The 22,127-nt window shown below is 44.6% G+C and carries 21 protein-coding genes; 7 read left to right on the top strand and 14 right to left on the bottom strand.

Annotation, left to right across the window (positions count from 1 at the left end; genetic code table 11):
* The first annotated feature begins 47 nt into the window (after positions 1-47).
* The 7 genes from queA to secF all read left to right on the top strand — a co-directional run bounded on the left by queA (position 48) and on the right by secF (position 7,364).
* On the top strand, positions 48-1,088 hold the full coding sequence (gene queA / locus ABZP31_RS02175; protein WP_005405416.1) for a tRNA preQ1(34) S-adenosylmethionine ribosyltransferase-isomerase QueA: 1,041 nt from the start codon (positions 48-50) through the stop codon (positions 1,086-1,088).
* Between the two features lie 6 nt (positions 1,089-1,094).
* The gene (locus ABZP31_RS02170; protein WP_367156880.1) at positions 1,095-2,126 is read left to right on the top strand and encodes a hypothetical protein; all 1,032 of its coding nucleotides are present in this window, start codon (positions 1,095-1,097) and stop codon (positions 2,124-2,126) included.
* Between the two features lie 21 nt (positions 2,127-2,147).
* A complete protein-coding gene (locus ABZP31_RS02165; protein WP_367156961.1) occupies positions 2,148-2,714 on the top strand; it encodes a LemA family protein in 567 nt (188 codons plus the stop codon).
* Positions 2,715-2,868: 154 nt separating this feature from the next.
* Positions 2,869-3,999 carry a tRNA guanosine(34) transglycosylase Tgt gene (tgt, locus tag ABZP31_RS02160; protein WP_005405419.1) on the top strand — a complete coding sequence of 377 codons (1,131 nt, stop codon included), beginning with the start codon at positions 2,869-2,871 and terminating at the stop codon, positions 3,997-3,999.
* A gap of 105 nt (positions 4,000-4,104) precedes the next feature.
* Positions 4,105-4,434 (top strand): preprotein translocase subunit YajC, encoded by a 330-nt coding sequence (gene yajC / locus ABZP31_RS02155; RefSeq protein ID WP_005016486.1) that lies wholly within the window; start codon positions 4,105-4,107, stop codon positions 4,432-4,434.
* 54 nt (positions 4,435-4,488) lie between these two features.
* A complete protein-coding gene (gene secD / locus ABZP31_RS02150) occupies positions 4,489-6,390 on the top strand; it encodes a protein translocase subunit SecD (protein WP_005016490.1) in 1,902 nt (633 codons plus the stop codon).
* Between the two features lie 8 nt (positions 6,391-6,398).
* Positions 6,399-7,364, top strand: coding sequence for a protein translocase subunit SecF (secF, locus tag ABZP31_RS02145; RefSeq protein WP_143217754.1), 966 nt, complete (start codon positions 6,399-6,401; stop codon positions 7,362-7,364).
* Positions 7,365-7,413: 49 nt separating this feature from the next.
* Here secF and ABZP31_RS02140 read toward each other — a convergent pair whose 3' ends face one another.
* The 14 genes from ABZP31_RS02140 to ABZP31_RS02075 form a co-directional block, all read right to left on the bottom strand.
* A complete protein-coding gene (locus ABZP31_RS02140) occupies positions 7,414-8,046 on the bottom strand; it encodes a 4'-phosphopantetheinyl transferase superfamily protein (protein ID WP_111280386.1) in 633 nt (210 codons plus the stop codon).
* Positions 8,047-8,152: 106 nt separating this feature from the next.
* On the bottom strand, positions 8,153-9,562 hold the full coding sequence (gene der, locus ABZP31_RS02135) for a ribosome biogenesis GTPase Der (protein ID WP_005016493.1): 1,410 nt from the start codon (positions 9,560-9,562) through the stop codon (positions 8,153-8,155).
* Between the two features lie 168 nt (positions 9,563-9,730).
* Positions 9,731-10,879: an outer membrane protein assembly factor BamB gene (gene bamB, locus ABZP31_RS02130; protein ID WP_248133919.1), complete on the bottom strand. Its 1,149-nt coding sequence runs from the start codon at positions 10,877-10,879 to the stop codon at positions 9,731-9,733.
* Positions 10,879-11,583: a tetratricopeptide repeat protein gene (locus ABZP31_RS02125; protein WP_248133917.1), complete on the bottom strand. Its 705-nt coding sequence runs from the start codon at positions 11,581-11,583 to the stop codon at positions 10,879-10,881. Before ABZP31_RS02125 ends, bamB begins: the two co-directional genes overlap by 1 nt.
* Positions 11,584-11,614: 31 nt before the next feature.
* Entirely contained in the window at positions 11,615-12,910 is a 1,296-nt protein-coding gene (gene hisS / locus ABZP31_RS02120) for a histidine--tRNA ligase (protein WP_005016497.1), read from the bottom strand.
* The gene (gene ispG / locus ABZP31_RS02115) at positions 12,907-14,022 is read right to left on the bottom strand and encodes a flavodoxin-dependent (E)-4-hydroxy-3-methylbut-2-enyl-diphosphate synthase (protein WP_005016500.1); all 1,116 of its coding nucleotides are present in this window, start codon (positions 14,020-14,022) and stop codon (positions 12,907-12,909) included. Before ispG ends, hisS begins: the two co-directional genes overlap by 4 nt.
* A 22-nt stretch (positions 14,023-14,044) precedes the next feature.
* On the bottom strand, positions 14,045-14,848 hold the full coding sequence (locus tag ABZP31_RS02110; RefSeq protein ID WP_034670256.1) for a helix-turn-helix domain-containing protein: 804 nt from the start codon (positions 14,846-14,848) through the stop codon (positions 14,045-14,047).
* On the bottom strand, positions 14,839-15,642 hold the full coding sequence (gene pilW, locus ABZP31_RS02105; RefSeq protein ID WP_005016505.1) for a type IV pilus biogenesis/stability protein PilW: 804 nt from the start codon (positions 15,640-15,642) through the stop codon (positions 14,839-14,841). The genes ABZP31_RS02110 and pilW overlap by 10 nt, the downstream gene beginning before the upstream one ends.
* A gap of 24 nt (positions 15,643-15,666) precedes the next feature.
* Positions 15,667-16,902, bottom strand: a complete 1,236-nt coding sequence (rlmN, locus tag ABZP31_RS02100; protein WP_119878352.1) for a 23S rRNA (adenine(2503)-C(2))-methyltransferase RlmN — start codon at positions 16,900-16,902, stop codon at positions 15,667-15,669.
* 122 nt (positions 16,903-17,024) lie between these two features.
* Positions 17,025-17,456 (bottom strand): nucleoside-diphosphate kinase, encoded by a 432-nt coding sequence (gene ndk / locus ABZP31_RS02095; protein WP_005016515.1) that lies wholly within the window; start codon positions 17,454-17,456, stop codon positions 17,025-17,027.
* 114 nt (positions 17,457-17,570) lie between these two features.
* Positions 17,571-17,771 carry a Fe-S cluster assembly protein IscX gene (iscX, locus tag ABZP31_RS02090; RefSeq protein WP_005016518.1) on the bottom strand — a complete coding sequence of 67 codons (201 nt, stop codon included), beginning with the start codon at positions 17,769-17,771 and terminating at the stop codon, positions 17,571-17,573.
* Between the two features lie 87 nt (positions 17,772-17,858).
* Positions 17,859-18,410 carry a phosphatase PAP2 family protein gene (locus ABZP31_RS02085; protein ID WP_075040828.1) on the bottom strand — a complete coding sequence of 184 codons (552 nt, stop codon included), beginning with the start codon at positions 18,408-18,410 and terminating at the stop codon, positions 17,859-17,861.
* Positions 18,411-18,438: 28 nt separating this feature from the next.
* On the bottom strand, positions 18,439-19,716 hold the full coding sequence (locus ABZP31_RS02080) for a glycosyltransferase family 1 protein (RefSeq protein WP_174498840.1): 1,278 nt from the start codon (positions 19,714-19,716) through the stop codon (positions 18,439-18,441).
* A gap of 146 nt (positions 19,717-19,862) precedes the next feature.
* Complete coding sequence (locus ABZP31_RS02075; RefSeq protein WP_174498839.1) at positions 19,863-22,052, bottom strand: carboxy terminal-processing peptidase; 2,190 nt, start codon at positions 22,050-22,052, stop codon at positions 19,863-19,865.
* Between the last annotated feature and the right edge of the window lie 75 nt (positions 22,053-22,127).

Below are 22,127 nucleotides of genomic sequence, written 5' to 3'. Positions count from 1 at the left end.
AATCAAAAAGCACTATACTAGGTACAATTTTTTAATTGTTTTGTGTCATGCAACTTTCTGACTTTTCTTTTAACCTCCCCGATGAATTAATTGCACGTTACCCTCTAGCACAGCGTAGTGCTTCAAGGCTTTTACACTTAAATAGTGAGGGCCAATATAGCGATCGTCACTTTACCGATATTCTGGAATTGTTTGAACCCGGTGATCTGCTGGTCCTGAATGATACCAAAGTTATGAAGGCTCGACTTAAAGGCAGGCGTGCAACTGGTGGAGCAGTTGAAATACTGGTAGAACGTATTTTTGATCAGACTATTGCCCACTGTCATATTAAAGCCAGTAATTCACCTAAAGCTGGTGCAGAGCTGTTTATTGGTGCAGATGAAGTTAAGGTCACTGTACAAGGCCGCCATGAGAACCTGTTCGTTGTCGAGTTTTCACAACCGATTTTGCAGGTCCTGGATCAGTACGGGCAATTACCTATTCCGCCTTATTTTAACCGTGAAGCAGAGGCGATTGACAGTGAGCGTTATCAGACGGTATTTCACGATCCAGAGAAAATTGCCAGTGTTGCTGCACCTACTGCCAGTCTGCATTTTGATGAAGTCCTTTTAAACAAATTATCAGAAAAAGGTGTACAGCAAGCATTTGTTACCCTGCATGTAGGCGCTGGTACTTTTTTACCTGTTCGTAGTATAGATATTGAAAATCATATTATGCACAGTGAATGGTGTGAAGTGCCCGAGAATACGGTAGAGCTGATTAAGCAGGTACAGGCTCGCGGTAATAAAGTTATTGCAGTAGGTACCACTGCTACACGTGCACTTGAAAGCGCAGCGCAGGCTCATAACGGTAAAATTGAGGCATGGACTGGAGATACCCAGATCTTTATTTATCCGGGTTATCAGTTCTGTGTAGTAGACCGGCTGATTACCAACTTTCATTTACCGGAGTCTACTCTGCTGATGCTGGTTTCAGCACTTTCAACACGTGATTATATTCTGGCAGCATATGAGCATGCCGTAAGAGAACATTACCGTTTCTTCAGTTATGGTGATGCCATGCTGATCGATAAAACAGTGAACAGGTAAATAGTTATGCCGGTTGAAACTGTTAAATATACGCTACGTATTCATCGCAAGATCAACCGGCAGGTTCTGGATAATATTGCCCGGCTGTGGCAAGTGGGCCAACAGGCAAAGACCTATCAGGATATTCTAGATGGACTCCATCCCTGGGGAGATCATCCTGGCCTGAAATTTAATAATGTATTACCTTTCATACTGCTCGTTATAGCAAGTGGCTTTACATTATTTGGAATATTTTTTATACAGCACGGCCTTATTGCCGGATTAAGCTTTTTAACTGTCTTTGCTTTGGGATTATTTGCCTATCTCTGTTATGAGTCGGATCAGCCACTCACTGAAGTGATTCAGTTTCTGGAACAGCAGATACTCGAGAAAAAATATCAGCTCAACTTTCAGGAATTACCCCCTCATTTTCCAGATTCTACGCAGCCTTTTTTCTTTATCGCCCGGCTTAAAAACCTGTTTCCTGTATTTCAGCAGGGTTCTGTATCAAATATGCTACCTGTATATGCCAGCACCACCTGGAAAGATCAACAGGGCCGAGAGCGGCCAATCATGCTTTTTCAGTACGATTTCATCAATGAAATAAAAATCGCCGGGCAAGATACACAGCAAGTAGCGGTACAAAGAACGCAGAAGACTTTATGGGGAATCTTTGTTTTTGAAGCTCCCGCACTTGGGCTGGCAGTAACAACATCCAATAAAGAGTTTGGTCCTCCGTATAGCTCTGCCTGGTATAGCAGTGACCTACAGATTAACCAGAAATTACGTATTTATGGTCTTGAACCGCTTGAGCTCGCTAAAACCATGACTCCAGCTATGACTTTACGTTTAGATCAGTTCTTTACACAACATTCTGGCGAGCTGCTGTTTCAGCATGAACATCATATAATGTGCTTTTTAAACCGGCAGAACCTTTTTAAAATTCATACAAAAGCGCAAAATAGAGAAGATATCTCCAGTTTGCGCGGGCACCTGCGAACCTTGCGTCTAAGCGCCTATGAAAAACTGCTAAATAACTTAGAGCAACTTTTACAATAAATAGACTTGAGGAAAATAATGATGGGGTTAGGGTTCTTTATTTTATTTTTTGTGGTTTTGATCATTGCAGTGATCTATATCCGGAACTCGATTGTCCGGCATTATAATGCTGCGCAGCGCGCCTGGGCAGATGTAGCCACCTATGAACGGCAGAAAGTCAAGGTTCTTGACGGACTGGCCCCATTAGTCGAACAATACGCAGGCTTTGAAAAAAGTACCTTAGAGCGGGTTACCGAACTACGTCAGCAGATTATGCAACTTAATCTTAAAAGTACTGATATCTCTCAGCTACAACGGGTAGAAAGCTTGAGTCATGAACTCATGCGTAATCTAAATGTTGTAGTTGAGAACTATCCTGAGCTTAAAGCTAATGAAATTTATCTGCGCATGATGAATGAAATTGATGAACAAAATGAAAATGTCAGTGCCGCTATCAGTATTTTTAACCGTAATGTGGAACTGTTTAATAACCATATTCAGATATTTCCAAATAATATGATCAATACGCTGACTACAGGTAAAAAGGCTATTCGCCCGTTTCGCGACCAGTCTACCCTGCAAAACTTTGACTATCGTCCAAACTTTTAAATACGCACCGCTTTGCAACATATCGGTCTGTCTAGTTTTTCATATGCTGCGGCTACATTTAACAGTAGAACTCCATGACAGAATCAAGGACAATAGACCTCTTTTTTATTTTGCACATCAGCGAACTGTTTTTTCGCCTTGATTTGGACATGGTATGAAGTTTGAAAAATTGGGTCAGTCGGGTCGTGCCCGCCGTGGCCGTTTAACACTTGAACATGGGGTGGTTGAAACACCGGTATTTATGCCAGTGGGTACTTACGGTACTGTTAAAGGCATGCTTCCACGTGATATTGAAGAAATTCAGGCACAAATCATTTTAGGAAACACCTTCCACTTGTATTTGCGTCCAGGCCTGGATGTTGTAAAAGAACACGGCGGTCTGCACGAATTTATTAAGTGGGATAAGCCTATTTTAACTGACTCTGGTGGCTTTCAGGTATTTAGTCTGGGCGCCATGCGCAAAATCAAAGAAGAAGGTGTGACTTTTCGCTCACCTATTGACGGCTCAAAAGTTTTTCTCTCGCCTGAAGTTTCTATGGAAATTCAGAAAGTTCTGAACTCCGATATTGTCATGATTTTTGATGAATGTACGCCTTATCCAGCGACCCATGAAGAAGCGCAGAAATCATTGCAGCTGTCTTTACGCTGGGCTAAACGTTGCAAGACCCACCATCATGAAGTTCTGGACAATAAAAATGCGTTGTTCGGTATTATTCAGGGTGGCATGTATGAAGATCTTCGGGATGAATCACTAGAAGGCCTGCTTGAAATCGGGTTTGATGGCTATGCAATTGGTGGCTTATCTGTTGGTGAGCCGAAAGAAGAGATGATCAAAGTGCTGGATTATCTTCCTAACAAAATGCCGCATGATAAACCGCGCTACCTCATGGGTGTTGGTAAACCTGAAGATATTGTTGAAGGTATCCGCCGTGGGGTTGATATGTTTGACTGTGTCATGCCTACCCGAAATGCGCGGAACGGTCATTATTTTGTGACAGATGGTCTGGTCCGTATTCGCAACAGCAAATACCGTCATGATCAGAACCCGCTTGACCCGCACTGTGACTGCTATACCTGCAAGAATTTTACCCGGGCTTATCTATTCCACCTCGAGAAATGTGGTGAAATGCTGGGCTCCATGCTAGGAACCATTCATAACCTGCGCTATTACCAGCGCTTCACTCAAGATATCCGTGATGCACTCGACAATGGTACCTTTGAAGCTTTTGTTGAGGACTTCTATACACGTCGTGGAATGGAAGTGCCGCCTTGCCCTGAAGATTGAGAAAGCAGTATTTGCGCTCAACAAAAAGACAAGGTAAATTGCAGGTCAACTCAATTTAAATGTCATGACAATGGCAACAGTTTTAATATTTAATAGGAAATCGACATGAGCTTTTTAATCTCTACTGCTCACGCTGCGCCGGCGGCTCAGCAAGGCCCGAGCATGATGGCTAACTTATTGATGATTGCAGTATTTATTGCAATTTTCTATTTCCTGATCTGGCGTCCACAGGCCAAACGTGCCAAAGAACACCGTACACTCGTTGAAAGTCTGGGTGTAGGCAGTGAAGTGGTTTTTGCTGGTGGCTTGATGGGCCGTATTACCAAGCTTGAAGGCGATTTTGCAGTAGTAGAACTAAGCCGCGGTGTAGATGTAAAAATCCAGCGTGCTAGTGTCATTTCAGTTTTGCCTGAAGGCACCCTGAATAACCTTTAATCATAAAAACAGTCGTGCACCCCGCACGGCTTTTTCATTTTAAGAAGACAGCAAATGCGTTACCCTGCATGGAAATATCTGCTGATCCTGGTGGTTCTGGTGATCAGCACCCTGTACGCACTGCCTAGCTTGTATCCCGATGAACCGGCGGTCCAGATTTCTGGTGCAAAAGCCGGCACTCAAATTGATCAGAGTGTGATACAAAAAGCAGAGCAAATATTGAAAGAGGCAAACATTCCGTCTCATGACAATACCTTTACCAATAACGCTGCCCTATTGCGTGTAGACTCTACTGATGCACAACTCAAAGCAAAAGATGTGCTACGCCGCGCTCTGGGTGAAGAATACGTTGTGGCCCTGAATTTGGCGCCTACTACACCTGAGTGGCTACAGAAAATTGGCGCAAAACCAATGAAACTGGGCTTGGACTTGCGTGGTGGTGTACACTTCCTGTTAGAAGTGGATATGGATAAAGCCCTCTCACAGCGTATGGAAACATCCGCGACCGACTTGCGCCGTCAGCTTCGTGAAAATAATCTCAAGTTTAATAGCCTGACTCTGAATAATAATCAGATCAATCTCCAGTTTGCACAAAATGACGACCGTGAAGCTGTAATGGACTTTTTACGCCGCAATGGCAATGAGTTCACCCAGCAAGCACTGGCTAGCAGTACTGGTCCTATGTTGCGCCTCACGTATACTGATGCACGCAGACAGGAAATCCAGTCATATGCTGTTAACCAGAACTTAACCACACTGCGCAACCGTATTAACGAACTGGGGGTGGCGGAAGCACTGGTTCAGACCCAAGGCAGTAATCGTATCGTAGTCGACCTGCCAGGTGTACAGGACACAGCAGAAGCAAAACGGGTACTTGGCCGCACAGCTAACCTGGAGTTCCGCTTAGTTTCCGACTTAAATGATCAGTATATTGATCCCTATACCGGGAAATCTAATGGCCAGCCGTTACCTCCTGGTACAGAACTGTTTGCTTATGAATCGCTAGACAGCGGTCGCCAATTACTGTTACAGCGTAACCGTATCTTGACAGGTGAACGGGTCCAAAATGCCTCTTCAGGCTTTAGCCAGGATACAGGTGGTGCTGAAGTTAATATTACTTTAGACAGTGCTGGCGGCAAACTGATGGCAGATGCCACCCGTAATGCTGTGGGTAAACGCATGGCTGTACTGTTTATCGAAAACAAACAGCGTATCAGCTATGTCACTGATCCGGTTACCGGCACACAGACCGAAGTACGTACACCTTATGCAGAATCTGTAGTGATTAACGCTGCAACCATTCAGGCCGTACTAGGTTCGCAGTTCCGTATTACCGGGCTCGATTCTCCACAAGAAGCGTCTGAATTGGCACTTATGCTACGTGCAGGTGCACTTGCTGCTCCAATGTACTTTGTTGAAGAGCGTGTAGTTGGCCCGTCATTAGGTCAGGAAAATATCGACAAGGGTGTGCTTTCTACTCAAATCGGTTTCTTGCTGGTCGCTATCTGGATGGTGGTCTTCTTCCGTTTATTTGGTCTGATTGCTAACTTTGCTTTGGTTTTTAACCTGGCAATGACTTTAAGCATCATGTCATGGATTGGTGCCGCACTAACCTTGCCGGGTATTGCAGGTATTGTTATTACAATCGGTATGGCCGTCGATGCGAACGTACTGATCTGTGAACGAATCAGAGAAGAAATGAAATGGGGGGCCTCGCCCAAACAGGCCATTGTGGCAGGTTATGATCGAGCCTATAACACCATTTTTGACTCAAACCTGACCACCTTCCTCGTCGCCTTTATCCTGTTTGCGATCGGTACTGGTCCAATCAAAGGTTTTGCTGTAACACTTATGATTGGTATTGCCTGTTCGATGTTTACTGCAATTACGGTAACGCGTGCGATCGTACAGATCATTTATGGCAAGCGTCGTAACTTGAAGAAGTTGAGCATTTAAGGAGATCGATGATGACTGAGAATACTCAACCAAAGCATAAACAGTACGGCCGTCCTGATAATGAGCGCGTTATCGACTTTATGAAAATTGCCTTACCGGCAGCTATTATCTCGATAATCCTTACTGTTGGTAGCCTGTTTTTTATCGTTACTAAAGGCCTAAATCTCGGGCTGGACTTTACAGGCGGTATCTCTGCCGAGCTGAACTATAAACAGGCAGCCAATCAGGGAGAAGTTATCCGTGCGCTAAATGATGCCGGTTTTAAAGATGCAGTTGTACAAACCTTGGGAAGCAATAGTGATCTCTTGATACGTATGCCCGCACAAGACATAAATGTTGAAGACCTCAACAGTGCCTTGACTAAAGCAGCCCAACTGCCAAATAACCCTGCTGAAGTTAGCAAGATTGATTCGGTAGGGGGACAGGTTGGTAATGAACTGTATGTACGCTCAGCAGGTGCAGTAGCGCTAGCACTTGTCCTGATGCTGATTTATGTCACCATCCGTTTTGAGTTCAAACTGGCAATCGGGGCAGTATTATCCTTGTTTCACGATATCATCGTGACAATCGGTATTTTCGCCATGATGCAGTGGCCATTTGACCTGACCGTACTGGCAGCACTTTTGGCACTTATCGGCTTTTCGCTAAATGACAATATTGTAGTCTCTGACCGTATTCGGGAAAACTTCCGTAAAATTCGTGGTGCCGAGCCACGCGAGATTGTTAATATTGCGCTTACCGAAACCTTGCGCCGTACCGTTCACACCTCGATGACCCTGTTACTCGTGGTTATTGCCATGATGCTCATGGGTGGTGAAGGTCTGCACTGGTTCTCTGTAGCCATGTTTGTAGGTGTATTTGTAGGTACTTATTCTTCTATCTATATTGGTACTTCATTTGCACTATGGCGTGGTCTGAACCGTCAGGACTTTATCGTACAGGTAAAACCAGAGTTCGAGGATGAAATTCCATAATTTCATCCCGGAGCAACATTTCATTAAAGCCTATCTCCGGATAGGCTTTTTAATGCCGATAAATCTGAATACGCGGGAAAATAAATTCACCACAGCCCTGTCCGGTGCGCCAAGCGATAGTAATCAGGCTCTGGGCAACTTCAAAATGCTGGTAAGCAAAATACCCAAGAGATTCATGCTGCATCTGTGAGTTGTCATACATGGGGTGGACTCTGGTATTTATATCTTTCAGACTTAAACGGATGCCTAAACCACTGGCCTTTAAAATTGCTTCTTTCGCTGTCCAGACTTTAAACCAGTACAGCCTGTCTTTATCCATAGACTTCCAGGTTTGATATTCTTCTTCATGAAATGCATGTTGTGCCAAAGCATCCAGCCTTACTTGACGTTCCAGATCTTCAACATCAATTCCTATGTCCTGCTGCTCAGAACTGGTCACTAATGCATAGATTTTTTTACTATGGGTATGATTGATTGCCAGATTATGTTCTTTTAAGTACGGTTTACCGTGGCATGTACAAGCAAAACTTAAGGCAGTGACAGGCTGTCCCAGTATTTCACTAAGCAGACGATTTCGATAAGCGTAAATAGCCTGCTTACGCTGCTGGATTTGCTGGCGCAGTTCCTGTTGTGGATCAACCTGTTCGAAATGCTTCATAGCACAGATATCAACACGCAGCATATTTTATCCGGTTCACTAAATTACAAGCAGTATAACGGTTCATGATTAAACAAAAAAACCCAAATCGAAATTTGGGTTTTTAAATTCTGTTAAAGCACTATTTAGCTTAACGCTTGAATTTTTTCTCAGCTTTTTTAAATTTCTGGATATAACGACGGCGACGTGCAGCAGTACGCTCATCAAGCTGTGATTTACGTCCTTCGAATGGATTTTCTGAAGTTTTAAAATCGATTTTAACCGGTGTACCTTCAAGCTTATAAACTTTACGGAAAACATTTTCCAGATAACGGCGATAATCTGCAGGAGTCTTGTCGACCTTGTTACCGTGAATCACGATCGTTGGCGGATTTTGTCCACCCATATGAGCATAACGCATTTTAATCCGGCGGCCACCAACCATAGGTGGCTGATGTGCTTCGGTTGCATCATTAAGTATCTGTGTTAATTTAGCTGGTGATACTTTCAGGTGAGATGAATCATAAGCCCGATGGATTGAAGGATAAAGATCACCTACACCAGTACCATGTAATGCTGAAATCAGATGGATACGCGCCCAAGGAATAAAATCAAAACGCCGGTCTACATCCAGTTTACACTGCTTGCGGTCATATTCAGACATATTGTCCCATTTGTTGATCGCAATTACCATAGCACGGCCAGCTTCAAGCGCATAACCGATCAGGTGTAGATCCTGCTCTACCACGCCCTCACGGGCATCGAGCACCACTACCACTACATGTGCATCTTTCATAGCTTGCAAAGTCTTTACTACCGAGAATTTCTCGATCATTTCATCGACTTTACCTTTACGGCGTACACCAGCAGTATCAATGAGAGTATATTGACGACCATCGCGCTCAAACGGAATATAGACTGAATCGCGTGTAGTTCCAGGCTCATCATATGCAACTACGCGCTCTTCACCAAGCAACCGGTTAACCAGAGTAGATTTACCGACATTCGGACGGCCAATAATAGCCAGACGCAGGCCTGTAGCTTTATCATGTTCTTCCGGATTCTCATCTTCAGGTACATCTGCCAGCACTTCTTCCAGCATTTGTGCCACACCGCGACCATGACTTGCTGCAACATGCATGGGCTCACCAAGACCGAGTTTATAAAACTCGACCACAGCTGCTTCTGCATGTACGCCATCTACCTTATTGGCTACCAGAAAGACTTTTTTGCCAAGTGTGCGTAGTTCACGCGCAATCTGTTCATCAGAGGCCAACAGCCCCGCACGCGCATCAACTACAAAAATAATGAGATCGGCTTCATGAATTGCAGTTTTAGACTGCTCTGCCATGTAAGAGTCAATTCCCTGTTCGCTTTCGCCAATACCGCCTGTATCGACTACGATAAAGGATTTGTTTTGATACACAGCATCGCCATATTTGCGGTCACGTGTTAGGCCGGCGAAGTCGGCTACAAGGGCATCACGGCTCTTGGTAATCTGGTTGAACAACGTTGATTTTCCGACGTTCGGACGACCAATGAGCGCAATTACGGGTTTCATAGATTAACCTTTATTCAAGATCAGCCAGTTGGTCTGGTCTGAACATCAGAAACTTTGGAAGAAAATAATAGATCACAGATCTAAATAAAAACACGGGGCATTGAAATTTCAATTACCCCGCGTTTCAAAAAATACGGTTGGGTTTATTTTAGCACAAGCAGAGAAGAATTAACGATTCTGCCAGACGCTTAACGCTCCCTTTCTGGTAGAAACGTAGAGCTGCCCATCAATTACCTGTAGTGAACGTACTTCGCCACCGGTTTTAGAGCGACCTACCAGTTGCCCAGAGGCTGGATCAATCAAATGTAATACGCCATCCAGATCACCAACCACCAGATCTTGACCAAGTATCACCGGATTACTTAACCGACGGTTGAGCAGGCTATCATTCTGCCAGAGCTGTTCACCTGTCGTGAGATTAAATGCCGTTACTTTACCATCGTTTTGTGCAACAAAAACCGTGTTGTTAAAAACTTCCGGACGCTGTGTACTGCTGGCATCTTCACTCCAGACTACCTGTTGTGATGCCAGATCAGTTACAGTAACTTGCCCCTGATAACTGGTCGTCACCAAAAACTGGCCAGCCATCACAGGATCGCCATCAATATCAATCAGGCGCTGCACATCCGAGCGACCGCTACTGACCGCTACACGGCGCTGCATTCGCGGCACACCCGTTAATACATCCAAAGCATAAATATAGGCATTAGATGAAGCAATCAGTACTGTACGCGGATCAGCAGAAACTGGGGCCGCCTGGCCACGCAGACTAAACTGTGCATTTGGCAACCGGTATGCCCAGACCTCTTGCCCAGAGGCCAGGTCATGTGCAAAGACATTCCCATCATTTGCCACAGTAATAACGCGACCAGCTTGTATCAGTGACGGGCTGAGTAAAGCCCCTGATAACTGCGCAGTCCATAATTGCTTGCCTGTTGCCTGTTCCAGGGCAAACAGCTGACCTTTACGGTTACCAACAATAACCACGCCATCAGCTGCCTCAGCTCCGGCACTTAGCCCTTGCTTGCTGACACGAGTCTGCCAGAGACGCTGTTTACCACGAAAAGCTGCTACTTCGCCTTTAGGATCTACTGCAAAAATAACACCATTATCAACTGCGAGTCGTAACCGGAGTGGATCAGCTTCATCGGTAAAAGAAACATTTTGCGAAAATACAGGCACCAGACTTTTTGCTTGCGCAAGTTTTGGCAGTGGATTCGGTTTGGCCTCTTCTACTTTAATTTTATTACTTGAGCAACCGATCAGCGCAGCTGATAATACTGCCATTGCAAATGATATTTTATATTTTCTATCCATTAAGACTCATCCACTTGTGTTTCCAAAATAGGGCGTTCGATTTCAGGATCATCAACTAAAACGCCTACACTTTCGAGTTTAATTTGTAAAATTTGTCGTTCTTTTTTACGCTCAGCAAGTGCCTCCCATGCGCTCTGATAAGCTTTTCTTGCTGAGGCAATATCATTTTTTGCCACATACACATCACCACGTGCTTCTTCAGCAGTAGCTTTAAAAGCCGGATCAGTTACATCAGCCAGAGTTTTAAGTGCTGCATCATATTTTTTTTGAGCCAATTGGGCATAAGCCAAGCGCAGTTTCAGCACATGAACCAGACCTTCATCCTTGAGTTTAGTCGCTTCCACCCGCTTGAGTGCTTTTTCTGCTGCAGCATAATCACCACGATCATAAGCCTGCTTAGCCATTACAAACTGGGCCTGAAGTGCGTGTACAGAATCAGGCGCTTCTTTCACAATCTTGTCAGCAGATTGTGAAAGTGCATTCAGGGCATTAATATCCTGACTATTTACATTTCTGGCTTCATCCATAAGCTGCTGCACCTTGGCAGTACGCATCTGGTTCTCAGCCAAAGTTTTCTTTTGCCAGTATTCCCAGCCAAAAAAGGCAATTAACGCAATTAAAATACCGCTAATAATGGCAGAGCCATATTTTTTGGTAAATGACTTTAAATTATCTAGCTGGTCTTCATCACTTAATGCGTTCATGTGATTATCCTTTTTTGTTTATATTCTCGGCTTATTCAGAGGCAAGCTGTTCAATCAGGTACGGCGTAAGATTGTCTATTTCAACTTCAACCTGCTCTGCATTTTCCAGACGTTTTACTGTCAGCTTCCGGTTTTCCCATTCGCGCTGCCCCAGAATCACGGCAAAAATTGCTCCAGACTGATCGGCCTTTTTCATTTGGCTTTTCATGCTGCCCTGTGATCCAGTTTTTAGGCGGAATGGACTGTTAGCTGCCTCAAACTGGTTACGGAACTGTTCTGCCATGACTAGGGCTTTCCCCTGATAAGCAGGTTCTGCCAGCAAGAATATCTCGCAGTCACGCACGGCAGTATTATCTTCAACCTGTTCAAGCAGAAGTAATAAACGCTCCATTCCCATAGCAAAACCCACAGCCGGTACAGACTGGTCTGCTTTACCTTTAAGCTGGCCTACTAAACTGTCATAACGGCCACCGGCACACACTGTGCCCTGTGAGCCTAAATGAGTGGTGGTCCATTCAAAGACAGTTTTGTTGTAATAGTCGAGGCCCCGTACCAACTTTTGATTAATGACAAAACTAATGCCTGCATCAGTCAAATACTGTTGCAACAGGTTAAAGTGCGCCAATGTTTCCTCCCCCATAAAGTCATGAAGTTTTGGCGCATTTTCTAAAATAGATTGAGTTTTAGCATCTTTGGAATCCAGAATTCGTAGGGGATTCGTGGTTAAACGGCGCTGTGAATCTTCATCCAGATCTGCTTTATGTGATTCTAGAAATCCGACCAGTGCTGCACGGTAAGCTGCACGTTCATCAGCTTCACCCAAGGTATTTAGCTCTAACTGAACTTTCTCTGCCACCCCCATACGTTTCCACAGACGTGCAGTCATCAGAATCAGCTCTGCATCCATATCTGGCGTTGCTACACCAAAAGTTTCGACCCCAAACTGATGAAACTGACGATAGCGGCCTTTTTGCGGTTTTTCATAACGGAACATCGGACCGATATACCACACACGAGGCGTCGCTCCGCGCAGCAGGTTATGCTCAAGCATTGCACGCACACAGCCTGCCGTTCCTTCAGGACGTAATGTCAGAGACTCCGGTGGATTACCTTTGTCCAGAAATGTATACATCTCTTTTTCAACAATATCGGTTGCATCACCGATCGAACGTTTAAACAGATTCGTCTGTTCAACTATCGGCAAACGGATTTGTTGATAGCCATATGCATCCATCAAAGATAACAGATGCTGCTCTAGACGTCTCCAGGCCGGGGTCTGTGCTGGAAGAATGTCATTAAAACCTTTGATTGCGACAATTGAACTCATGATGAACTACGAATGATCTCTTTAGATTTAGCTTCTTCAAGCTCGGAAACACGTTGACGAACCATAGTTTCGATTTCATCAACCAGCTGATTGGTATCAATTAAATGACTTTTTTCACCATTACGGTACACCAGTGAACGTGGACTTGCACCCACTACACCAATATCGGCTTCTTTAGCCTCGCCCGGACCATTGACCTTACAGCCAATTACGGAAACATCCATAGGTGTACGGATATCTTCCAGACGCTCCTCTAAAGCCTGCATAACTTTAATCACGTTGAATTCCTGACGTGAGCAGCTTGGACAGGCAATAAAGTTGATACCATTGGAGCGCAGACTGAGCGATTTTAAAATATCAAAACCGATTTTAATTTCTTCTTCAGGTTCAGCCGCCAGGGAAATACGCATGGTATCTCCGATGCCTTCCATTAACAAACCGCCTAGCGCAATGGCGGATTTGACAGAGCCTGTCCGGTAGACACCTGCCTCAGTCACACCTAGATGCAGCGGATTATCAATCTGCTGTGACAAGAGGCGATAAGCATCCATAGTCAGAAATACATTAGAAGCTTTAACCGAAACTTTAAACTCCTGAAAATTCAGGCGATCAAGAATGTCAATATGGCGCATCGCTGACTCAAGCAATGCCTGCCCGGTCGGTTCACCATATTTTTTCTGAATGTCCTTTTCCAGTGAACCAGCATTTACTCCAATACGCATAGAGATATCATGATGTCTGGCTGCAGCGACTACTTCACGGATTTTGGCTTCAGAACCAATATTTCCAGGATTAATACGCAGGCAATCTGCGCCAAAATCAGCAACAGCCAAGGCAATTTTATAGTCAAAGTGAATGTCAGCCACCAAAGGCACACTTACTTGCTTACGGATTTCACCAAATGCCTTTGCCGCTTCCATACTTGGCACTGAAACCCGCATGATATCCGCTCCAACATCTACACAGCGCTGAATCTGTGCAACTGTTGCAGCCACATCACAGGTTTCGGTATTGGTCATACTCTGGATACTGATGGGAGCATCACCTCCCACATACACTGAACCGACACGGATTTTACGTGTCGGCCGGCGTTTAATCGGATTTTCAATCATTGCATCGCTCTACTGTTGCGAATTAGCGAGACAAACGGAATTCTGCTTTTCCGTTCACCGTATATGGAGACAATGAAATCTGCTCACTATTTAAACTGAGTGATACTGCGGTCGCATCGTCAAGACGGATCTGATATGGGCTTTCACCGCTTAGTGTCAGGGTAGAATCCTGACGTCCTGTCGCCAGCACCTTACCTGTCGCATCAACTATATGAACAGAGGTAGGCCGGGTAAAATTCAAGACCAGCTGATCACCAGTTGCTGCTGCATTCGGACTGTTATCCAGATCAACAATCTGAACCTCTGACTGGGTTACAGCTGGACGCTCAGTTTCATCCTTTTTACCTGATGTCCAGTTCTGGATAGCAGCCACTACCAGCCAGACTAGCAGTAGAATCACAGCTGCCACAATAGCCCGTTTTATCCATTTTCGGTTACGGTCACTGTTAGAACCAGGCAGTTTACCCATAATTTTAATCGGGGAGTTATTCAGTGCATGATTTGGCAGCAGGCCGGTATCATTGGCATAAATCTCATCAAACCGCTGGATAATGGCAGTTGCATCTGTACCCAGATATTTAGCATAAGAGCGGTAATAACCTTTAATAAATGCTGCCTCAGGCAGGGTTTTATAATCATCCTGCTCAAGCGCCTTCAAAGTCTTTAAAGGTATTTTAAGGTCAGCCGCCACAGTTTCAAGTTCAAGGTTTTTTGCAATACGGATATGGCGTAAATACTCACCAGGACGCTGAACATTTCCTAACGCATTCGGCGCTACGTTAGAGCTAGAACCAGTAGGTTGCTGTGAATTAGGATTTACTTCCATACGGCCTCAGTACTGTGCTGTAATTGCAAATAACGTTGATATTCTTGGCTGTCCGGGAACAAGGCACGTAACTGGTTCACCAAAACTTGTGTTCCCATTTTATCATCATTGGCACGCGCAATTCGAATTCCGATCCAAAGAGCACGCGCACCCTGATTCTTTTGCCCTACACGACGCACATATTGTTCATAAAGCTGTGTAGCAGCAGGAATCTGTTGCCGCAAATAGAAAATTTCCGCTAACTCTAACATTGAAATGGAAGAATCGCGGTTAGCTTGCAATGCCTGTTTGAATGTTTTTTCAGCATTCGCAACATTGCCGAGCTTAAGATAAATTCGTCCCAGATTTTCAAGCGCCTGGTAACGCTGCTCATAGCCTAAAGTTGCACCAGCAATTTCCAGTTGTTCGATCGCATCTTTATAACGACCGATCTGGTACAAATAGGCGCCATAATTATTACGCGCCTGTGCATTTTTAGGCTCAATTGAAATAGAGCGTCTGAAATAGCTCTCAGCCTTGTCCAGATTTAGCTGACTCCCCTCTTGCTGGAGCAGTACTCCCATCATCATGTTCGCAGTGGCGTCTCTGGAATCAACTTCAAGTGCCTGGTCTAGTGCCCGTTTAGCAGCATCCAGATCACCCGATTTAATATATTCCGCTGCCAGCTGGGTTCGAACCTTGACTGCCTTTTCTGGATCCTTACTGAGGGTATCAGGAGTCTGGCAAGCAGTAACAAGCAAGGCCGACAAAGTCACTGTAAGTAATACAAATGTTTTATACACCGGCTTTCTCAACTGCTTTTCTCCTCTCAGGTTTATCTATCCATGAGAGCGCATAATTTCATTGCGCTCTGCTACTTTCTTTTTCCACTGTTCAGCACGACGGGTACGGTCCGCAACCTGGCCAACCAGCTGGCCGCAGGCTGCATCGATATCATCACCACGAGTCTGACGAATCGTACACACAAAACCCGCATCCGACAAAGCTTTTTGAAAAGCAATAATACGGTTGCGGCTAGAGCGGCCATAAGGAGCATGCGGGAACGGATTAAATGGTATGAGGTTAATTTTGCTTGGCAGGTTCTTTAACAGCCTGATCATCTGCTGGGCATGCTCAAGTGAGTCATTTACCCCGTCCAGCATGACATATTCAATCGTAACGTGTTTGCGTGCACTTTCATTGCCATCTTTATTAATGTAACGCTGACAGGCAGCAATCAGCTGCGCCAGCGGATACTTTTTATTGATGGGAACCAGCTCATTACGCAGTTCATCATTTGGCGCATGTAAAGAAATTGCCAGGGCTACATCAATATCCTGTGCCAGCTGGTCAATTTTAGGCACTACACCTGAAGTCGACAATGTGACACGGCGCTTGGACATCCCATAAGCAAAATCATCCAGCATAATATGCATGGAGCTTAAAACCGCATCATAGTTTAAAAGCGGTTCGCCCATTCCCATCATGACCACATTGGTCACGGAGCGGGTGCGTTCAGCTACCGGTACATCTTCCATATAAGACTGGTTAGCTACCCATAACTGCCCGATAATTTCATCAGGTGTTAAGTCACGCTGAAAACCCTGTTTACCGGTAGAGCAAAACGAGCAGTCCAAAGCACAACCGACCTGTGAAGAAATACATAGGGTTTTGCGCAAACCGGTCTTATCTTCTGCTGGAATCAGTACGGTTTCTACCAGTGAGCCTGCGCCATCTCCAACACGAAAAACCCATTTACGCGTACCGTCTTTAGAATAATGACGATGCACCACTTCAGGTGCCTTGATTTCACATAACTGTTCTAGCTTGGCACGCAGCTTTCCAGAGATATTGGTCATCTCGGCAAAGTCGGTCACAAAATATTGATGCATCCATTTCATCACCTGACCGGCACGGAACTTTTTCTCTCCAAGCTTTTCGAAAAAATTTTCCAGCTCAGCACGAGACATGCCCAGCAGATTCACCTTTTTCAGCGCACTATTTGAGGCTTGAGTAGCAGGTGAAGGCTGTTGTTCATCTGTTGACGGAGATGAAACGACCACTTCAGAACTCATGTGTATTACCTAACTCATGTCAGAGATCAATGGGAGTTGCTCAATATTCAAGCAATAAATTCTTTAGAGAATAAAAAAACCAGATAAGTATAATAACACTTATCTGGTTTAAATGCTGTCAATTAACGAGTGCGTGGGCAGATCTCGTTGTCAGCAAAGAAGTAAGCAATTTCACGCTCAGCAGATGCAACTGAGTCTGAACCGTGAGCAGCATTTTCATCAATAGAAGTTGCGAAATCTGCACGGATAGTACCAGGAGCTGCTTCTTTCGGGTTAGTTGCACCCAGAATGTCACGGTGAGCAAGCACTGCATTTTCACCTTCAAGTACAGATACAACTACTGGGCCAGAAGTCATGAATGCAACCAGGTCACCAAAGAAACCGCGTTCTTTATGTTCAGCATAGAAGCCTTCAGCTTCAGCTTGAGTCAGGTGTTTCATTTTAGTTGCAACGATTTTTAGGCCAGCTTTTTCAAAACGAGCAAAAATATCACCGATGTGGTTTTTAGCTACTGCATCTGGCTTAACAATAGATAGAGTACGTTCAACTGCCATGATTGGCTCCTTAACTGAAAATTTAAACGTCAAAAAATTTGGCGCATTATACCTGAGGTCATACGCGATAAGCAGCTTTGAATATGTAAAAAGTTTAGGTTTTTTTAGCTATTTTTAGCGGACTTCATCAATCCAGGCCATTTGAATCGCTTCAAGTAGTCCTTCAGTTGATTTTTCTGGATTATCACTAAACTCAGGTAATGCACAAACCCAGGCATGCAGGTCTGTAAAGCGTACCCATTGTGGGTCCACTTCAGGGTGTGCTTCAGAGAGTTCAATGGCAATATCAATGGTATCTGTCCAGCGTAAACCCATAATCCAAGTTTCCATCATTTATTTACTGTTACGCTACTTTATCAATTCCGTCTGGGTAGAGATAGTCTGGACATAAAAACTTATAACTTAAAGTATAAGCTCAAACCAAGGAGCACAGTAGATCAATACTCCTGCAACGCTCGCACCCAGAATAGCGCCAACCAGTACATCACTCGGATAATGCAGCCCTAGAACCATGCGTGAAACAGCTACCAGTACCGTAAAAGGCAGCATAAATATCATGAGTACAGGCTGTACATAGCCCAAACTTACCGTCGCCAATACTGCATGTAGCGTATGTCCTGAAGGAAAGCTGAAGTGATCCAGAGGGCGCTCACCCAGAATGATGACCTGATGTACCTGATAAGGTCTGGGTCGAGTAGTTTTACATTTTAAGAATTTATAGAGACCTGTTCCAAGCAGGCCACCCAATGATAAATAGATAATTTGCAGACTATAAGCCAATCCTTTAAGCATCCAGACAGCTGCCAGCATTACATACCAGAAAGCTCCATCGCCTAGTCGGCTGATTATTTTGAAAAACAGGGCTATACGCTGTGAATGGGAAAAGTGATTAAGATATAGGCAACCTTTTAAATCAAGGTCTAATATTCTAATTTTGGCATTTCTAAATCTCATTATTATTCTCCTCTTTAGAAAAAGGATGCTAGGTGGTCATGACGGACTCCTGCACGACTTGGTAAAGTGCCTGCTCAAGCTGTTGTACAGGCTGCTGCCAGCCTGCATGCTCAACCCGCTTGCGGGCGTTTAGGCCCATTGTTCTTAAAACAGCATTCTCAGGCAGGTTCTCAATTGCCCTGCTTAAACCATTTATATCTTTTAAAGGGCTGAGCCACCCCGTTTGCCCGTGTTCAACATATAAATGGGCACAAGCATAATCATAAGCGATTACAGGTAAACCGCTAGCCATTGCTTCTAAAACTACATTTCCAAATGTTTCGACTTGGCTAGCAAAAGTAAATACATCAGCACTAGCGTATGTAGTCGCTAATACTTCTCCACTTAAATTACCAGTAAAGATCACATTCGAATTCTGGACCATTTTTTGTAAGCGTGAACGGTCCGGTCCATCGCCAACAATGACTAATTTAGGTGATGACTCTTTATTGCTATAGAGTCGTGCATGATTTTCAATCAGCACATCCACTTCTTTTTCAGGAGAAAGCCGCCCCACATATAACAGAACTTTCGTATCGGCAGTTACTCCCCAGCTTTTGCGCAACTGCTCAGAGCGTTTCTCCGGATTAAATCGTTGTGGATCTACTCCACGCGCGATCACCTTTAAAGGGCAAGAGACCCCCATATCTTTTAGCAACTGCTCGGTATCCCTGCTGGGTATACAGGTCAATTGGGTACTATTATGAAACCAGCATAAATATTTCTGGACAGGTTTCACCAGAAAAGCCAAATCAAAGAAACGGCTAAAATCCTGAAAAGGAGAATGAAAACCGCTTGAAACAGGAATACCAGCTGACTTTGCCGCCTGTAATGCGGTTAATCCTAGCGGCCCTTCTGTCACAATATGCACCACATGAGGCTTGAAATCATCTAGTGCCTGGGAAACCTTTAAATACTGGGGCCAGCCAAAATGCAGTCCCGGATAGCGTGGAATCGCTTGCGAAACCACCAGACATTCCCGGTTGGGAGTAAAATGTGGACATGACTGATGCTGATGTGGCCGGATGAGTAAAATTTTATGGCCTTGTTGTTGCAGACCTTTACAAAGCTGTAGCAAAGATAAAGCTACGCCATTAATTTCGGGTGGCCAAGTTTCGGTGACCAAGGCAATTTTCAGGCGTGGACGGACTATTCCCTGAATCAGCTCAACTTCAGAGGTAGAATTAAGCTGCTGGTTTTTAAAATAGAATCTGAAATTTTCTGGAAAATCCTGCTGCTTGAAGGCTGTAGCGTATGGATTAGACATACGTCACCTGACTGATCTAGTTATTCTCATATATTCACTATAGAAGTCATGCTTGACAGAAATATGATCAGGTCATGACAGTTTTCTGACAGCTCATATAAAAAGCACGCCGAAGCGTGCTTTTTTCACTGATACACCCTAGTGTTTTAAGCTTGACCTTTTAACTTGGCATAGTCTAAAAGCACATTTGCAGCTTCAGAAACGAAGGTTTCTTCCTCGGGTAATGGTGGACGTTGAGTAGCTTTCATCTTGGCACGTGATTCTGCTAATGCTTCCAATGAAGCCTGATAGCTTTCCCAATTAGCATAAGGTTTCTGGCCTGCGATCTGGCGACGGGCATTTTCAGCAGCCAAGGTTTTCTGTTCAAGATCCTTTAACTCAGCCTTGCGTTGATCAATGTCCAGCGCAAGCTGTTTTTTCTCTTTGCCGGCCTGAGAGATGGCTTTACGTTGATCCAGATACTTAAATTGCGGATCAAGCTTTATGCGCTGGCTGGATAACTGGGCCAGTTGGGCAACATAAGGCTGAATAGATCCTTCACGCTTGAAAGGTGCAGTTGGAATAGTATCCCACTTTAAGGCATTTTTAGCTTTACGCTCGCCAAATTCCTCATCATAAATATCGACCAGTTTAATATCAGGAATGACGCCCTTATTCTGGGTACTGCCACCTGTAACGCGGTAGAATTTACGCTGTGTCAGCGTAGCCTGTCCATATGCCAGAGTATCCAGCTGCACTTGAGCAGTCCCCTTACCGGTGGTAGTACTGCCAATTACAATACCACGCTCATAATCCTGAATAGCTGCTGAATAGATTTCACTTGCTGAAGCAGAAGCCAGATTGACCAGTACCGCCAATGGGCCGGCATAGGTTTGTAATCCACCATCATTATCTTCAAAGACGCTGACATTACCGTTACCATCACGGATTTGCACTACCGGGCCTTCCTTGATGACCTGACCCAGCATACGTGCAACTTCTTCTAGTGAGCCTCCAGGATTATTGCGCAGATCAATAATTATTCCTTCTACATTTTTAGCAGAAAGTGCACGTAATGCATTATTGGTATCCTCTGAAACCGAGCGATACTCCGTACCTGCACGACGTGCGCGGTAGTTCAGGTAGAATGACGGAATTTCAATTACACCAAACACATGTTTTTTACCATCACGGTTGATTTCAACCGTCCGTGAACGGACTCCTGCATCTTCTTCCTGAATGACATCACGAACTAAAGTGACGGTACGGGCCTGTCCCATTGAAGCTCCACTACCTAAAAGCTTTAAGGTTACTTTGGTGCCGCGCTTGCCTCGAATCAGTCCAACAATTTCTGCACTTGGCCAACCAATGACGTCAATCATTTTGCCGCCATCTTGTGACACCCCGATAATTCGGTCACCAGATTTCACTTGTCCCGATTTACCAGCCGGGCCACCTTCTACAATTGTTTCAATTTTAGTGTAGTCTTCATTACCACGTTCCGGCCGGATTGATACCCCGATGCCTTCAAGCTGTAAAGTGGTCTGACGGTTCAGCTCCATTGCATCAATTGGCGGAAAATAGTTACTATGCGGATCATAAGTTGCCAGCATAGCATTCAAGGTTTTGTCCAGTACATCATCACTCTTAATGCGACTGATACGTTCCAGCTGACGGGTATAACGTTTGGTGAGGGTCTGAACCGGGGACAAGTCCTCAAAACTGGAAAGATCCTGACCGTTTGCCAGCTCCGGGTTATCTTTAATCGCTTTTTGCTTGGCCAGTTCTTCTTCTTTAGTGATAGTCAGGTTAATCAGCTGGGACACCAGCATTTTCCGCCAAAAATCTTGCTGCTCGGCAGTTGTTTTAAAATAAGGTGCCTTCTCTCGGTCTGTTTCGATAAAGACATTCGGCTGTTTCAAATTCTGCGGTTTCTTGAGTTCATTAAGCATGAACTGGTAAAACGCAGCTAGACGCTGACGGTACTGCGCATGAATTGTATAGGGACCAGACAGATCTCCTGCCTTTAAGGATGCGCCAAAATTTGAACCGTATTTATTTTTATATTGCTCGACTTCCGGCTGTAGAAATAGTGAATGGTCTGGATCAAGGCTGTCCAGATACATCTCCAGAATCCGATTGGATGTCTGGGCATCAAGACGCATATTTAAGTAATGCTGACGGTCTACCAAAGTTGCCAACTGACGTGAAACCAGAGCCTGTTCCTGGGTCGGCTGAAGCAATACAGAAGAAACAGCCGTTTGATTGGTTGCAGCAGTTGCCTGACTAATGGCATGTGAAAAGAACAGTCCCCCAGTTGCCACTGCAACTGCACAAGCGAGCATTTGAAGTTTCATAAATAATTAATACTTCCTTGGATATTCCCAATTACACCACGATGTTTCCGAAATGAACAAAGCGAATTCAATATC

It is taken from the genome of Acinetobacter sp. FL (assembly GCF_040744925.1).
In the GTDB taxonomy this organism is placed as follows: domain Bacteria; phylum Pseudomonadota; class Gammaproteobacteria; order Pseudomonadales; family Moraxellaceae; genus Acinetobacter; species Acinetobacter radioresistens.
Note: the sequence above shows the minus strand (reverse complement) of the source record. Positions and strands in the feature narration are given on the sequence as shown.